The sequence below is a fragment of the Kitasatospora sp. NPDC094015 genome (assembly GCF_040304075.1).
Classification (GTDB): domain Bacteria; phylum Actinomycetota; class Actinomycetes; order Streptomycetales; family Streptomycetaceae; genus Kitasatospora.
Genome location: NZ_JBEOUL010000013.1, coordinates 162,435 through 178,267 on the forward strand (window position 1 = coordinate 162,435; position 15,833 = coordinate 178,267).

11 protein-coding genes are annotated in these 15,833 nt (G+C 74.8%); 6 read left to right on the forward strand and 5 right to left on the reverse strand.

Annotated features, from left to right (window positions below):
• Positions 1-39 precede the first annotated feature (39 nt).
• Positions 40-3,291, reverse strand: a complete 3,252-nt coding sequence (locus tag ABT014_RS18170) for a S41 family peptidase (RefSeq protein ID WP_502895012.1) — start codon at positions 3,289-3,291, stop codon at positions 40-42.
• 171 nt (positions 3,292-3,462) lie between these two features.
• Here ABT014_RS18170 and ABT014_RS18175 point away from each other — a divergent pair, with 171 nt between their 5' ends.
• The 5 genes from ABT014_RS18175 (at position 3,463) to ABT014_RS18195 (ending at position 9,032) form a co-directional block, all read left to right on the forward strand.
• Positions 3,463-5,325 carry a fatty acyl-AMP ligase gene (locus ABT014_RS18175; RefSeq protein WP_350639882.1) on the forward strand — a complete coding sequence of 621 codons (1,863 nt, stop codon included), beginning with the start codon at positions 3,463-3,465 and terminating at the stop codon, positions 5,323-5,325.
• Positions 5,322-7,082: an acyl-CoA dehydrogenase family protein gene (locus ABT014_RS18180; protein WP_350639884.1), complete on the forward strand. Its 1,761-nt coding sequence runs from the start codon at positions 5,322-5,324 to the stop codon at positions 7,080-7,082. Before ABT014_RS18175 ends, ABT014_RS18180 begins: the two co-directional genes overlap by 4 nt.
• 51 nt (positions 7,083-7,133) lie before the next feature.
• The gene (locus ABT014_RS18185; protein WP_350639886.1) at positions 7,134-7,412 is read left to right on the forward strand and encodes an acyl carrier protein; all 279 of its coding nucleotides are present in this window, start codon (positions 7,134-7,136) and stop codon (positions 7,410-7,412) included.
• Positions 7,412-8,275: a 4'-phosphopantetheinyl transferase family protein gene (locus ABT014_RS18190; protein ID WP_350639888.1), complete on the forward strand. Its 864-nt coding sequence runs from the start codon at positions 7,412-7,414 to the stop codon at positions 8,273-8,275. Before ABT014_RS18185 ends, ABT014_RS18190 begins: the two co-directional genes overlap by 1 nt.
• 148 nt (positions 8,276-8,423) lie before the next feature.
• The gene (locus tag ABT014_RS18195; RefSeq protein ID WP_350639890.1) at positions 8,424-9,032 is read left to right on the forward strand and encodes a response regulator transcription factor; all 609 of its coding nucleotides are present in this window, start codon (positions 8,424-8,426) and stop codon (positions 9,030-9,032) included.
• Between the two features lie 52 nt (positions 9,033-9,084).
• On the opposite strand, the gene ABT014_RS18200 is transcribed toward ABT014_RS18195, so the two are convergent.
• The 4 genes from ABT014_RS18200 to ABT014_RS18215 form a co-directional block, all read right to left on the reverse strand.
• Positions 9,085-10,290: a sensor histidine kinase gene (locus tag ABT014_RS18200; RefSeq protein WP_350639892.1), complete on the reverse strand. Its 1,206-nt coding sequence runs from the start codon at positions 10,288-10,290 to the stop codon at positions 9,085-9,087.
• Between the two features lie 58 nt (positions 10,291-10,348).
• Positions 10,349-11,854 (reverse strand): SagB family peptide dehydrogenase, encoded by a 1,506-nt coding sequence (locus ABT014_RS18205; protein WP_350639894.1) that lies wholly within the window; start codon positions 11,852-11,854, stop codon positions 10,349-10,351.
• Positions 11,855-11,952: 98 nt separating this feature from the next.
• Positions 11,953-14,244 carry a TOMM precursor leader peptide-binding protein gene (locus ABT014_RS18210; RefSeq protein ID WP_350639896.1) on the reverse strand — a complete coding sequence of 764 codons (2,292 nt, stop codon included), beginning with the start codon at positions 14,242-14,244 and terminating at the stop codon, positions 11,953-11,955.
• Positions 14,234-14,515 (reverse strand): hypothetical protein, encoded by a 282-nt coding sequence (locus tag ABT014_RS18215; RefSeq protein ID WP_350639898.1) that lies wholly within the window; start codon positions 14,513-14,515, stop codon positions 14,234-14,236. The genes ABT014_RS18210 and ABT014_RS18215 overlap by 11 nt, the downstream gene beginning before the upstream one ends.
• 240 nt (positions 14,516-14,755) lie before the next feature.
• Here ABT014_RS18215 and ABT014_RS18220 point away from each other — a divergent pair, with 240 nt between their 5' ends.
• Positions 14,756-15,577: an AfsR/SARP family transcriptional regulator gene (locus tag ABT014_RS18220; protein WP_350639900.1), complete on the forward strand. Its 822-nt coding sequence runs from the start codon at positions 14,756-14,758 to the stop codon at positions 15,575-15,577.
• Positions 15,578-15,833 lie beyond the last annotated feature (256 nt).

The window sequence follows — 15,833 nt, forward strand, 5'->3', positions numbered from 1 at the left end:
CCGACGCCCACCACCCCCGGGACCACCCCGGGGGTGGTCTCAGCGCGGTGGCAGCGGCGGGCGCCGCAGGTCGGGGCGGGGGGTGTCGGAGGGCGGCGGCTCGGCGGCCGGGTGGTCGGCGAGCAGGCTCAGCGCGAGGTCGACGGCGCGGGTCAGGTCCGGGTACGCGCGGCGGGCCCAGTCCTGCGGGCCGCGGACCACCTCGACGTCCGGCTCCACGCCGTGGTTCTCCACCGAGAAGCCGACCCCGCCGGTGAACCAGGACGCGTTCTTGGGCACCGAGATCTGGGTGCCGTCGCCCAGCGTGTGCCGGCCGGTCATGCCGACCACCCCGCCCCAGGTACGGGTGCCCACCACCGGGCCGAGGCCGAGCAGCCGGATCGCGGTGATGATGACGTCGCCGTCGGAGCTGGTGGCGTGGTCGGCGAGCGCCACCACCGGGCCGCGCACCGCGTCCCTGGGCCAGCGCACCGGGTGCCTGCCGCGGGTGAAGTCCCAGGCCAGCACCCGGCGGTTGAGCTTCTCCAGGACCAGTTCGGAGACGTTCCCGCCGGCGTTGCCGCGCACGTCCAGCACCACGGCGGGCTTGGCGAGTTCGCTGCGCAGGTCCCGGTTGAACTGGGCCCAGCCCGAGCCGCCGAGGTCGGGGATGTGCAGGTAGCCGCACCGCCCGTCGCTGAACTCCCGTACCAGCCTGCGGCGTTTGGTGACCCAGTCCTGGTAGCGGATCGGCCGCTCGTCGGTCAGCGGGGTGACCGCGATCCGGCGGATCCGCTCGCCCCGGCGGAAGGTGAGCTCGACCGTGGTGCCGCCGCTGGCCGCCAGCAGCGGGGCCGGGCCGCGCACCGGATCCGGCGGGCGGCCGTCCACCGCGAGCAGTTCGTCGCCGTCCTCGACGCCGTGGCCGGCCAGCGGTGCGCGGGCCCGCGGGTCGGAGGACTCGCCGAGCAGGATCCGGTCGACCAGCCAGCGGCCGTCCGGGGCGCGGTGCACGTTGGCGGCGAGCAGGCCCAGCAGGTGCAGGACCGGGGAGGGGCCCTCGCCGCGCCGGGCCGGGGTGACGTAGGCGTGCGAGGTGCCGAGCTCCCCGAGCAGTTCGCGCAGCAGGTCGGCGAAGTCGTCGGGGGAGGCGATCCGCTCCAGCAACGGCTCGTACTGGGCGGTGAGTTCGTCCCAGTCCAGGCCGCACATGCCCGGGTCCCAGAACTGGTCCCGGGCGATCCGGGCCGCCTCGTGGTAGGACTGCCGCCACTCGGCGGCCGGGTGCACGGTGTGCGTGATCCGCCGCAGGTCGACGGTGAGCGGTGAGCCCGGGGAGGACACCTGGTGCAGCTTGAGACCGCCGGAGGAGAACACCGAGACGGCGCTGCCGTCGCCGGAGACCGCGAAGCCGTCCAGCTGGTCGACCACCGTGCTGCGGGTGCCGCGGGCCAGGTCGAAGTACTCCAGCGCGGGCCGCCCGGAGGTGTCCGCCGGGTTGGCGAAGGTCTGGCCGAGGGCGCCGGAGATCGGCCAGCGCAGCCAGAGGACCCCGCCGCGGACCGCGGCCGTCGCCGAGTACTTGGAGGCGATCACCGGGAACGGCACCAGCCGCTTGGACAGCCCCTGCTCGTCCACCCGGACGGTGCCGTCGCCGCCCGCCTCCTGCGGGTCCAGCCCGACCGGTGGCCGGCCCTGGGCGGGGGCGGCGAACGGCGACGGGGTGTCGGCGGCCAGCGGCACCAGGTACGGGCGGCAGCCGAGCGGGAAGGAGAGGTCGCCGGTGTGCACGTCGTGCACCGGGTCGAAGCCGCGCCAGGACAGGAAGACCAGGTAGCGGCCGTCCCGGGTGAACACCGGGTGCTCGTCCTCGAACCGGCCGCCGGTCACGTCGACGGTCCGCTCCGGCGCGTCCACCCGGGCCAGCTGGATCGAGCGCAGCGAGCGGCCGGCCACCGGCTGCGACCAGGTCAGCCACTGCGAGTCGGGCGAGAAGCTCGGGCTGCTGACCGGGCCGTAGGCGCAGGCGACCACTTCGCGCACGGCGCCGTCCCCGGCGTCGACCAGCAGCAGCCGCCCGTCGGAGGCGGCCACCGCCAGGGTCCGCCCGTCCGGGCTGGCCACCAGCTCCAGCACCCGGCCCACCCGGCCGGCGGCGATCCGGCGCGGCGCGGTCTGCTCGGCGCCGTCCGGGGCGGGCAGCGGGGCGAGTTCGAGCGCGTCCGCGCCCTCGGCGTCGCCGACCCAGGCGACCTGCCCTGAGTGGCCGAGCAGGACCGGCAGCCGGGCCCGCACCCCGGGGGTGTCGGCCAGCACCCGGGCCGGCCCGTCCCGGTGCGTCAGCCAGTACAGGCTGCCGCGCACGTTGATCACCCCGGCCCGGCCGGTGGCGTCGCAGGCGAGGTCCTTGACGTGCGAGGAGGCCACCACGTGGTACGGCCGGCGCCCGGCCCTGGCCCCGCCGAGCGGCACCTCGAGGCGGCGCGGGGCGGGCGCGTCCAGGTCCTCCAGCAGCCAGAGGTCGCCCGCGTGCTGGTAGACGATCCGGGTGCCGTCGCCGGCGGCCTCCCGGGCGTAGTAGGTGGCGTGGTCGGTGTGCCGGCGCAGGTCGGTGCCGTCGGGCCGGCAGGAGTAGAGGTTGCCGACGCCCTCGTGGTCGGAGAGGAAGGCGATCCGCCCGCCCACCGGCATCGGCGAGGCCAGGTGGCCGCGGTGGCCGGGCAGCAGGGGCGCGCCGTCCAGCCAGAGCCGGCCGGTGGCGCCGCCCCGGTAGCGCTTCCAGGCGGCGGGTTCGTGCGGCGCCGAGGCGGTCAGCAGCACGGCGTGCTCGTCGTCCTGCTGCGCGTCGGCGACCGGCCCCCACGGCAGCCGGCGGCCGGGCGAGCCGTCCGGCGGCAGCGCGTACGCCCAGGTGTAGTGGGCGAACGGCTCGCCGTAGGAGGTGACGGCCAGCACCTCGCCGTCCGGCAGCCAGCCGCGCACCCGGGTGTCGCTGCTGCCCCAGTAGGTCAGCCGGACCGAGCCGCCGCCGGCCGCGGGGGCGGTCCACACCTCCGGGGCGATGGTCTGCCAGCTGGTCCAGGCGATGGTGGCGCCGTCGGGGGACAGCCGCGGATGGCTGACCCTGGTCCGGTCGCAGCTGATCCGCCAGGCCCGGCCGACCGTGCCGTCCGCCGCCAGCGGGGCCGCCCACACGTCGTCCTCGGCGGTGAAGGTCAGCAGGGTGCCGCGCAGGTGGGGGTGGCGCAGGTATCCGGGCACCCCTCCATGGTTCGGCCGGGGTGGATCACCCGCAACCGGGCCGCCGCTCATGCACCGTCAGCACGCCGTCCCCGGGCGCCACCGCCCGTCCACCCGGGCCCGCCCCGCAGTCGAGAGGGAGTCGAGCACCTGCGCTGATCCTGACCCCCGACGGGGCGGGCTGCCGGTGCGCAGCGCAGGCCTGAGGAGCCGCGCCGGACACCACGGCCAGGGAGGGAAGCGATGTCGGAGAACGAGACCTTCACCGACGTACTGCTGAGGCACGCCGCGCAGCAGCCGGGGAAGGACGCCTTGGTGTTCCTGCGGGAGGAGCCGGTCGGGGCGGCGGCGGTCGGCCGGGTGCGGCTCCCGGCGCTGGCCGTGCCGGCCGGGATCGAGCATCCGGCCCCCGCCCGGCGCGAGTACCGGCTGACCGACCGGCGGATGGACTACGCGGAGCTGGACACCGCCGCCCGCCGGCTGGCCGCCTGGCTGCAGGACAGACGGCTCGAGGGCGAGCGGGTGCTGATCCTCCAGGGGGACGCCGAGCGGTTCGCGGTGTCCTACCTGGCCTGCCTGTACGCCGGTGTGGTCGCGGTGCCGGGCCCCGCGCCCAACGGCCGCCGCGGCAACGACGAGCGCACCCTGGGAATGATCAAGGATGCGGCTCCGCAGCTGATCCTGACGGACCGTCGCTCGGCCCCCGACATCTCGCTGATGGCAGCCGTCGCCGGGCACGGCGAGGTGTCCTGCCTGGCCCTGGACGGCGCCGATCTGCCGGATGCCGCGGACTGGCGACGGCCCGCCCGGACGGCCGACAGCCTGGCCATGCTGCAGTACACCTCCGGCTCCACCCGGGACCCGCGCGGCGTGATGGTCACCCACCGCAACCTGCTCGCCAACCAGCGGGCGATCTCCGCCGTGCTGCGCACCGGCCGCGACGCCACGGTCGGCGGCTGGCTGCCGTACCACCACGACATGGGGCTGGTCGGCCAGCTGCTGCACCCGCTCTGGCTGGGCGGCACCGGCGTGCTGCTGCCGACCGACCTGCTGATCCGTCGCCCGGCACGCTGGCTGGAGGCCATCACCCGGTACGGGATCACCGTCAGCGGCGGCCCGGACCTCGGCTACGAGCTGTGCGTGCGCCGGATCGCCGACCGCCACCTGGCCGGGCTCGACCTGTCCGGCTGGACGACCGCGGTGAGCGGCGCCGAGCAGGTCAGGGCGGACACCCTGCGGGCCTTCGCCAAGCGGTTCGCCGAGGTCGGCTTCCGCGCCTCCGCCTTCGTCCCGGCGTACGGGCTGGCCGAGGCCACCCTGCTGGCCACCGCCCGGCCCAGCGGCCACGCCACCGCGCCCACCCAGCGGGTGGTGGACGCGGCCTCGCTGGAGAAGCACCAGTTCGTCCACCCGGTCCAGGGCCGTCCGGCGCGGACCCTGGTGAGCTGCGGGCGGCCCGCACCGGACGCGCTCACCCTGCGGATCGTCGAGCCGGCCACCCGGCGGGTGCTGCCGGAGGGCAAGGTCGGCGAGATCTGGCTGCGCGGCGAGGGCATCGCGCAGGGCTACTGGAAGCGCCCGTTGGAGACCGCGGAGACCTTCCACGCGGTGACCGCCGAGGGCGACGAGGGCTACCTGCGCACCGGCGACCTCGGGGTGCTGCGGGACGGCGAGCTGTTCGTCACCGGACGCATCAAGGAGCTGCTGGTGGTGGCCGGGCGCAACCTGTACCCGCAGGACATCGAGCGCGCGGTCCAGCAGCTCAGCAGCTCCTTCGGGCCCGGGGTGGTGTTCGAGGTGGAGCCCGGCCGCCCGCACGTGGTGGTGGTGCAGGAGGTCAGGACCGCGGGCCGGTTCGACGTCGACCTGGCCCGGCTGAACATGAGCGTGCGCCAGTGCGTGTCCCGGGAGTTCGAGGTGCGGGCGGGCAACGTGCTGCTGGTCCGCCCCGGCACCGTCCGCCGCACCACCAGCGGGAAGCTGGAACGCGGCACCATGCGCCGGCTGTTCCTGTCCGGCCGGCTGCAGGCCCTGCACCAGGTGGTCGACCCGGCGGTGGCCCAGCTGGTGGCCGGCGGCCTGGTCCAGTCGGAGGTGGCCCGATGACCACCGCCGTCGGAACCCGCGCGGCCGAGAGCGCCGTCGCCCGCCGGATCGCCGAACTGGAGAGCGCCCTCGGCGACCCGTGGGACCCGGCCAACCCGTACGGCCACGGCGCGGTGCTGGAGGCCGACGACCGCGGCGAGCTGCCCGCGGAGGCGGAACGGCTGCTGCACGCGCTCGGCCTGTGCGCGGAGTTCGTGCCGCAGCGGCTCGGCGGCCGGTTCGACCGCGCCGACGTGCTGGCCCGGATGCTGCGCCCGGTCTTCCGGCGGGACCCCTCGCTCGGCGTCGGCTTCGGCGCCGGCTCCTTCCTGGCCGCCGTCTCGGTGTGGGCGGCCGGCACCGAGGAGCAGCAGCGCCGCACCGCGGACCTGCTGCTGGCGGGCGGCCGGGTGGCCGTCGCCTACCGCGACCTCGCGCACGGCAACGCCTTCCTGCGCGACGAGTTCAGCCTGACCGAGGAGGACGGCACGCTGCGCCTGGACGGCGCCAAGCGCGTGATCGTCAACGCCGAGCAGGCCGGCGCGCTGGTGGTCTTCTGCCGCACCGACGACCGGCCCGGCAGCCGCAGCCACTCCGCGGTCCTGCTGGAGCGCGCCGCCCTGCCCGCCGACCGGGTCCGCGACCTGGACCGCTTCCCCACCGTCGGCCTGCGCGGCTGCACCATGAGCGGGCTGGCCTTCACCGACTGCCCGGTGCCCCGCGAGGCGCTGCTCGGCGGCTGGGGCGAGGGCGTCAACCTCGCCCTCAGCTCCTTCCAGCTGACCCGCAGCGTGCTGCCCTCGATGGTGCTCGCCGGGGTCGACACGGCGCTGCGCACCGCGCTGCGGTTCGCCATGGAGCGCGGGGTGCACGGCCGGCCGGTGCTGCGGGTGCCGCAGGCCAGGGCCAGCCTGGCCGGTTCCTTCGCCGACCTGCTGGTGTGCGACAGCCTGGCGCTCACCAGCACCCGGGCGGTGCACCTGCACCCGGAGGCCACCGGCGTGTACGCGGCGGCCACCAAGTATCTGCTGCCGATCCTGCTCAGCGACACCGTCTACGACCTCTCGGTGCTGCTCGGCTCCAGCCTGTACGAGCGCTCCGGGGCGTACGGGATCTTCCAGAAGCAGGTCCGCGACCTGCCGATCACCAGCCTCGGCCACTCCGGGACGGCGGCCTGCCAGTCGACCGTCATCCCCCGGCTGCCGGTGCTCGCCGAGCACGCCTGGCTGGTCGAGGAGGCGCCCGGCCCCGGCCTGTTCCGGCTGCGTGACGACCTGCCCGCGCTGGACACCGGCCGGCTCGGCGTCGCCGGCACCGCGGACCCGCTGCTGGCCGAACTGGCCGACTTCGCGGCCGGGTCGACGGCGGTGGCCGCGGCCGGGGAGCACCGCGAGGTGCTGGAGACCCTGGTCCGCACGCTCGCCGCCGAGCTGCACGAACTGCGGGCGGCCGCCCGCAGCCTGGCCGGCCGGCGCCGCGACGACCTGGCCGACCCGCGCAGCTACGCGCTGATGGACCGCTACGCGCTGCTGCTCGCGGCGGCCTCGGCGCTCGGTGTCTGGCGCCACCAGCGCGGCGGCCCGGACGAGTTCCTGGCCCGGCCGGACTGGGTGGTGCTGGCGCTGCTGCGGATCTGCCGCCGGCTGGGCCTCGGGCTGCCGGGCCGCCCGGCGCCGGGCGCCGAGGGACAGGTGCTGGAGGAGCTGCTGCGGCGCTACGCCGCGGGCGGCAGCTTCGACCTCTACGACGACCCGACCGCCGCGGTGCCGGCGGGCTGAACCAGTGTCAGGAGCCGTGACCATGACCGACCTTCGACGAGGGAGTGCGCGATGAGTGCTGTGCTGGAGCGCCCGGCCGAGCTGCTGGGCGAGATCGTCCAGGAGGCCGCCGCCGTGCTGGGCGGCGTCCACCGGGCGGTGCCGGTGGACGCCCGCTTCTACGACGACCTCGGCTTCGACTCGGTGATGCTGATGCAGCTCAAGTACCGGATCGAGCTGCGCTTCCCGGAGCTGGGCGAGCTGTCGCTGGCCGAGATGGTGGACAGCCTGGTGAGCTGCTCGACGCTGGCCGAGTACCTGGCCGAGCTGGCCGCCGAGGACCGGCCGTGATGCCGGTGCTGGGCCCGAGCTCCGCGATCGGGCGCCCGATCCCGGTGTACCGCGGCCGGTACGGCGGCTGGGACGAGGTCCGGGAGTCGCTCGCCGGGCGCGGCAGCGCGGTCCTGGTGGCCACCCTGGGCGACTGGATGCCCGGGGCGCAGGGAGCCGAGCCGCCGGACGACGAGCCCGACTACCCGGGCGACCGGGCGGTGCTCGGCCGGGACTGGGCCAGGTACCAGGCGATGTCCCACGACCAGGTCAGGGGCCGCTTCCTGGCCTCCAGGCTGCTGCTGAAGACGGCGGCGGGCGCCGCGCTCCAGGCCCCGCCGCAGACGGTGGACCTGGCGTACAAGCTCGGCGGCCGGCCGTACCTGCGCGGCTGCGACCAGGTCGACATCAGCCTCAGCCACACCGAGGACCTGCTGGTGGTCGGGCTGACCCGGCGGGGCTGGATCGGCGTCGACGCGGAGCTGGCCGGCCGGACCCTGCTGGGCACGGGGGCGGAGAAGCAGATCTGCACCCCGCACGAGGCGGCGCAGCTGGAACTGATCGACCCCGAACTGCGCAACCCGGCGCTGGTGCGGCTGTGGACCCTCAAGGAGGCCTACAGCAAGGCGATCGGACAGGGGCTGCGGTTCCGGTTCACCGAGTTCGGCTTCGCGCCGGGCGCGGATCGGGTGCAGGTGCTGCGGCCGGACGGTTCGCCCGGCACCGGCGGCGAGTGGAGCTTCGGGACCTGGGCCGTCACCGGCTACACGGTCAGTGTGGCGCTGTTCGACGCGGGTTTCGACGAGACGCCGGACATCGCCGCCGCCACCATGCTGGACGACGGACTGGTCGACGCCCTGATCGGTCCGACCCGCCAGGGGTAGCTTCCGGAGTGTGATCAGAAGGTTGCTTGCCGCGATCTCCTGACTAGAATCGCACCTCTGGCGGGACACAGAGCCAGACCGATTCGAAGCGGTACCGGTGTCGGAGGCGGACGTCTGTGATCCGGTGCGCGGACGGGGGCCGGGTCACATGATTCGGATACTGCTTGCCGAGGACATGAACATGGTCCGGGGGGCACTGGTGGCGCTGTTAGGGATGGAGCCGGACATCGAGGTGGTGTCCGAGGTGGACCACGGTGATCTGATCCTGCCGCAGGCGCTCGCCCACCGCCCCGACATCGCGGTGCTGGACATCGACCTGCCGGGGGTGGACGGGCTCACCGCGGCGACCCTGCTGCGGGAGCGGCTGCCGTCCTGCCGGGCGCTGATCCTGACCAGTCTCGGGCGGCCGGGCACCCTGCGCAGGGCGATGGCCGCCAAGGTGTCCGGCTTCATCCTGAAGGACGCGCCGCCGGAGGAGCTGGCCAAGGCGATCCGGAAGGTGGCCGCGGGCGAGCGGGTGATCGACCCCCAACTCGCGATGGCCGCCTGGGACTCGGGCGACTGCCCGCTGACCAACCGCGAGGTGCAGGTGCTCCGGATGGCCGCGCAGGGCGCCGAGGTGGTGGAGATCGCCGCCGGGCTGTTCCTGTCGGCCGGCACCGTGCGCAACTACCTGACCAACATCGTGACCAAGCTGAACGCCCGCAACCGGGTGGACGCGATCCGGCTCGCGGACGAGGCGGGCTGGCTGAGCTGAACGGGCCGGGCCGGGTGTGGACCGGGGGCCCGGCAGCCGCCGGCGCGGGCGGTCAGGAGACGCTGCGCAGGTCGGTCTGCTGGGCCAGCGGCACCAGGGCGACCACCTGGAAGGTGCCGTCCGGCTGGACGCCGGCGACCAGCGTGCCGCCGATCGCGGCCAGCCGGTTCTCCAGGTTGCCGAGACCGCTGCCGCCCTCCTCGCCGGAGGTCCGGGCGCCGGGCAGCTGGCCGACCACCTTCGCGCGCTGGCGCTGCCGGTCGGGCACCCCGTCGTTGACGATCCGCAGCCGGATGTCGGGGCCGTGCTCGGTGACCTCGATGTCGCACCGCTCCACCTTGCTGTGCCGGAGCATGTTGGTGACCGCTTCGCGCAGCACGGTCGCCAGCGTGGTGTCCACCACGCCCGGCAGGTCGGCGCACTCGATCCGGGTCTCCACCGCGATGTCGGCGGCGGCCAGCATGCCCCGGGCCGACTCGGCCTCGCCGGCCAGCGACATGTCGCGGTAGCCCCGGGCGACCGCGCGGACGTCGGCGAGGGCCTGGCGGGAGATGCCCAGCACCGAGGTGAGCTCCTCGACCGCCCGGGCCGGGTTGTTGTGCACCAGCCGGATCGCGACCTCGCTCTTCAAGGTGATCGCGGAGAGGCTGTAGCCGAGCAGGTCGTGCAGGTCCCGGGCGAACCTCAGCCGCTCCTGGGCCACCGCGAGCCGGGCCAACTGGCCCCGGGCCCGGTGGAGTTCGACCACCAGCGTGACCAGCCGGCTCAGTCCGTACATCATCAGCCCGCTCAGCAGGGTGGAGATCGTGACGTAGACGACGTCCTGCGGCTTGGCCTGGTAGGCCAGGGCCACGCCGGACATCGAGAGGACCACCAGGGAGTACCAGAGCCAGGCCCAGAAACCCTCCAGCAGCATCAGCCCGGAGGCGGCCAGGAAACCGCCGGCCGCGCCCCAGACCGCGCCGAACAGCAGGATCGGCAGGTAGGTCAGCACGGCCTGCAGGCCCAGGGTCAGCCGGCCGAATCTTCGCCGGATCTTCTTCGCCTGCGGGAGCGAGTGGATCAGCTGACAGCCGCAGATCACGATGAAGCTCGCGATCCCCAGCACCAGGCCGGGGCTGCCGGGGCGGATCACGACCAGGTTGACCGAGACCTGCACCAGGTAGGCGAGCAGCGCCGAGTAGAGGATCCCCAGCGCGAACAGCGGTGCCGGCTCCCGCCGGACCGCCTCGTCGTCGGTCATGTCGTCTCTCGCCACTGGTCCGGATCCTCCGATCAGACGCATCTGAGGACCGAGCGTACGGGGTGAGCGACCGTCAGACACCATGGTTCCAGGGAAGGTAGGAGGTTCCCGGTGCCGCCGGGACGGCCGCGGCCGGGCCGACCACCAGTTGGCCGACCGAGGACTCGGCCCGCCAGTCGACGCCGGACACCCGCGCACCCGCCTCGATGTCGGCGGCGGCCAGCGGCGCGGTCGCCAGGCCCATCGCGGCGGCGACCAGTTCGAGGGTCTGCAGCGCGGCGCCGGTGTCGCGCAGCACCAGCGCGTAGCTCTGCCCGCTGAACTTCCAGGCGGCCCGGGCGAACCGGGCGGTGAGCGTGATCACCAGCGGCGGCGGCCCGGCCAGCCCGGCCGAGACCCGGCTGCACGAGAGCACCTTGGCGAGCACGTCGCGGTCCTCGGTGAGCAGGGTCAGCCGGTGCCGGGCCGGGTCGTAGTGGAACACCCCGCGGGGCAGGCCCGCGCAGTTGTCCACCGAGACGTAGAGCTCCAGCGGATGGGTGCCGCCGAAGCTGGTGTACGGCCGCTCGGTGATCTCGTACTCGGGCGGGCCCGACGGGTCCTTGGAGACCGTGCGGATCCGGGCCGAGCGGTACAGCAGCTCGCCCAGCTGGGACAGGGTCAGCCGGGCCGCCGGCGGCACGCAGTCCACCGGGGGAGGCGGGCGCTCCACCACGGCGGCGAACGGCGGCTCGGCCCGGTCGGTCGCCGAGGGCAGCGGCAGCGCGAAGCGGCGCCCGGCCGGCACCGGGCGGATGGCCGGCTCGGGGGCGAGCCGGTTGGCGTGCGCGTAGGTGGCGCCGAAGTCGTTGTCGTGCCGGCCGACCGTGCTGCGGGTGTGGAACAGCAGGTCCACCGGTGCCCAGGTGGCCAGCACCGGATCGGTGTCCTCGGCGAAGACCGCGCCGCAACCGTCCGGCCCCGGGCGGCCGCCGACCGCCAGGCCCGCCCCCAGCAGGTGCTCGACCGCCTCCTGGACGGCCGTGGCCGGGAACGGCAGCGTGGCGGTCAGCTCGGCCAGCGTGGTGGTCCAGCCCAGCGCGCCGAGCAGGGCGGCGGCGGCCGGGCGGTGCGCCAGCACCCGGAACAGCGACAGCGGCGACTCCAGGGTCAGGCCGCGCCCCGCCCCGGAGAGCACGGCGAACCGGGAGAGCCGGAGCGGCTGGTCCGGCCCGACCGCGACCTGCTCCGGCACGGCCCGGGGCGAGATCGGGACCACCGACAGCAGCGGCAGCTCGCTGTCGGTCAGCCCCACCGAACGGATCGTCAGGTGCTGGATCCGGCCCAGCAGGTCGTCCAGCCGGGCCCGGGAGCCGCGCTCCGCGCCGCACAGGATGTTGTCCAGCGAGATCGGCCCGAAGGTCATCCGGCGCAGCGCCTCGCGGCCGGCCCGGTCGGGCCGGGCCAGCCGCACGGTGGACCAGCGGTTGCGCAACAGGGCGTCGCCGTCCGGGCCTTCCTCGAACTCCACCTCGACGTCCTCGCGGAGCGACCAGAGGCGCTGAAGCTCCGGCGCGGAGCCTCCGGCCGGTACGTCCATGGGGCTCTCCGGGGTAGGCAGTATGCGAATGGCCCACTATCGGGGGTCTCGGTCGAGTCCGACTCGAGTCTCCCACGAACCACCCGCGGGCGAACCGCTCACACGAACAACGGTACGGGGTTGAGCCGTTCGTACGGAGTGGGCTCCGCCAGCCGACCGAGCCGGACCGGCACGTCGTACAGCCGGCCGGGGGCGAAGCGGGCCCAGAAGTGCCGCAGGCCCGGCACGATCACCCGGACCACCGGCAGCCCGATGTCCAGCCGGGTCTGGTCGAGCACCAGCAGCTCCATGCCGTGCCGGCGCACCAGTTCGCCGGCGGTCTCCACGTCGGCGCGCAGATCGGTGCCGGCCAGCGAGGGCCGCTCGCGCGGGCGCACCGCCCGCTGCTCCCGGTCGGGCAGCAGGTACGGGTGCCGGGCGACCGTCGCGCTGCGCCACCAGTGCAGCGCGGCAGGGTCCTTGAGGGAGTAGCGCGGCGGACCGCCCGGGACGGCCGGGGCGACCGCCGGCAGCAGCTGGTTGACCTCCGCGACGGCCCGGCGGACCGCCAGCGCGAAGTCGTAGTGCGCGCCGAAGCCGAACAGGATGTCCTCGGTGGGCCCCTTGACCCGCCGGGACAGGGCGGCGACCACCGGGACGCCGAGGTCCGCGGTGAGGTCCAGCGCCCACAGCTCGCGGCCCTCGCGGCGGTGCAGCCGGGCGACCTCGTCGATCCACGGGTCGCCCAGCGAGGCCAGGTCCACCGCGGGCTGGCGGGTCCGGTTGTACCACCAGAGCGCGACCGCGTCCCGCTCCACCAGCTCCAGGAAGCCCTGCAGCACGGCGTCCTCCAGGGTGCCCCCGGCGGCGCAGCCGTTGGAGTCGGCCCGCGCGTGGCGCACGCCCTCGTCGGACGGGTGCGCGCCGTAGAACAGCATCGAGGTGGGCAGCAGCCGCCGGCGGCCGCCGGTCAGCGACCAGACCGGGGTCCAGTCGATCGGGGTGCGCTCGTCCAGCGGTTCGGCGACCCGCTGGTAGCTGCCGTGCGCGGTGTTCCAGCGGGCCCGGTCGCGGTACTGCCGCTCGTGGTACAGCTGGCAGCGGTTCGGGTGGAGGGCGATCTCGCCGAGCCCGCGCAGCGAGTCCCGCACCCGCGGCTCGTCGCCGTGCAGCCGGCCCGACTCGCGTTCCAGCGCCTCGCACAGTGCGCTGACCCGGGCGTCGAGCTCGGTGGCGCCCTTGCCGCCGCTCTCGCGGCGCAGCGGGGCCCGGCCGTCCGGCACGGTGCAGGTGCGGGCGGTGTAGGAGTGCAGCAGGGCGGGGGCCTCGGCCCGGGTGATCGCCTGGACCACCCCGGAGATCGGGCTGACCAGGTGCCCGTAGCGGTCCAGGACCTGCTGCGGGGTCAGGTGCCGGTGGCCGTTGCCGGTGGTGGACACCTTCCGGGCCGGGCGCAGCACCACCGGCTCCAGCATCCGGGCCGCGCCGGCGCCGGGGGTGCCGCAGGTGGCGCACTGGGGGCGGCGGAGCACCGCGTGCTGCTCGGCCCGCAGGCCCAGGGTGTCCAGGGTGTGGATCTCCTGGCGCTGCGGTCCGGGCTGCCCGGCCAGCCATTTGGCGGCCTGCAGCGCGGCGAGCTGGAGGCCGAGGGCGCGGGTGGCGCCGAGCGAGGCCTCCGGGCCGAGCGGCGGCTCCGCCATGCCCAGCGCGTGCTGGACGGTCAGCTCGTGCACCCGGTTGGCGCGCAGCCGGTGGGCCAGGCACTGCCAGCAGGCGCCGCCGTCCGCGGTGAGGACCGGCCCGGACCAGACCACCGACCCGGTGGGCTTGGCGATCAGCCAGGGCCGGCCGGCGGCCCGCTGGGCCAGGTCGATGCGGCGCAGCACGGGCGCCAGGTAGTCGTCGCACACCACCACGGTCAGTTCCGCGGCGGTCGGGGAGTCCGAACTCACGCAGCGCAGCCCGGCCGCCTCGAACGCCGGCCGGACGGTGGCCTCGTCGTCCCGTCCGACCGCGAGGATCCGGACCTGGGCGGCCCCGACCCGGTCGGAGGAGCTGGTGCCGTCCAGGCCGGCCAGCTCCCAGAACGCCTCGGCGCGCGGGTCGCGCCCCGGCTGGTCGGCCGGCCGGTAGCTGACCAGGCCCGCGGCGGACAGCGAGCCGAGCAGCTCGCCGATCTCCGCGGCCGAGGCCCGGTCGCCGGCCTCGCGCAGCAGTGACGGCAGGTCGCGGGTGCCGTCCAGCAGGGGGGCCACGGCTTCCACGTGCGCACCGCGCAGGCGGGTGGTGCCCCGCTCCGAGATCAGGTACGCACCCTTGCCCACGACGACCTCGGCCCGCAGGTGGCGACGGAACGCCAGGACCCGCGGGCCGATCGTGGGAAGGGCTCTGAGCTCCGGCTCAGAGCTCACTGTCGACGGTGCAGAAGCAGAAGTCGGCGAGGACGTCGATCCGGTCCAGGTCCTCGATCGTCAACTGCGGGGCGGAGGAGGGCGCCAGCGCCGGGATCGGCGCGTCGGCGGGCAGCGATATCCCGAACTCGGCCAGGACGGGCGCGGGTTCGGCGGTGTAGCGGGTGCGCAGGGCCGGGTCGAGATGGGCTGCGATGACCAGTTCGGCGAAACGCCAGTCGCATTCGAGGCCGGTGCTGGACGGTGCGGCTGAAACGGCGAGTGCGGTCACGGGGGCTACTCCGTTGTTAGGGTCGGCCGGTGCTCAGTGGGTACGGCACGGAAGTCTGTGTGATGCGACCCCGCCGTGGACAGTGGATCCGTCATGTGCGTGGTGTGAGAATCGCATGGCGTTCGCGTGTCGCGATTCCCGCCCGATCCGTGAGGATCTCACTGTTGCCGCCCACTCCTCGCGTGCGACGCTCTCCGGAGTGATTCCCGGTGGTGGCCAGTAAGGAAGGGAGGCGGATCCATGCAGATCAAACTTCTGGGCCCGTTCGTCGCGCAGGAGCAGGAGACCTCCTTCGCACCGAGCGCAGCGAAGCCCCGGCAGATCCTCGCGCTGCTGGCTCTCCAGGCGAACCAGGTGGTGACCGTACCCACCCTGATGGAGGAGATCTGGGGGGACCACCCTCCGCGCAGCGCCTCCACCACGCTCCAGACCTACATCCTCCAGCTGCGCCGCAAGCTCGGCACGGCGTTCCACGCCGAGCAGTCCTCGACGGCGAAGGAGATCCTGGTGACCCGCTACGGCGGGTACCTGCTGGACGTCCAGCCCGGTGAGGTGGACAGCTCCGAGTTCGAGCGGCTGCTGGCGCTGGGGCGCACCGCGCTCGCCGCGCACGACGACCTCTCCGCCTCGAAGCTGCTCGGCCAGGCGCTCGCGCTGTGGCGCGGGCCGGCGCTGGTGGACATCCAGGTCGGGCGGGTGCTGGAGATCGAGGTACTGCAACTGGAGGAGGCGCGGCTCGGCGCGCTGGAGAGCCGGATCTCGGCCGACCTGCGGCTCGGGCGGCACGCCGTGCTGCTCAGCGAGCTGACCATGCTCTCCGCGCAGCGGCCGATGCACGAGGGCCTGCACGCCCAGCTGATCCTGGCCCAGTACCGGTCCGGGCGCTCCTGGCAGGCGCTGGAGACCTACCAGCGGCTGCGCAACACGCTGGTCGGCGAGCTCGGCATCGAGCCGTCGGCCCGGCTGCAGCGGCTGCACGCCGCCGTGCTGGCCGCGGACACCCGGCTGGACCTGGCCGGGGCGGAGCTGTCGATGGAGCTGGACCACCAGGTGGTCGGCTGATCGCCCGGGGGGCCGGCGGCCGGACCGGGTGACCACCGGCCCGACCGGCCTCCACCGGGTGTCCAGCCGGCCTTGAGCGCCGGCCGAGCGCGGCCCGAGATGCCGTTCCTACCGTCCGCGGCATGGACATCCTTGAGGAGCTGGAGACCGTCCCCGCCGATGCGCGGGGGCGGGTGGCCGAGCTGCACGAGCTTCGGGAGCAGGTCCGCCGGGGTCCGAGTGAGAAGGCGACCGAGGCGCAGCATGCCAAGGGGAA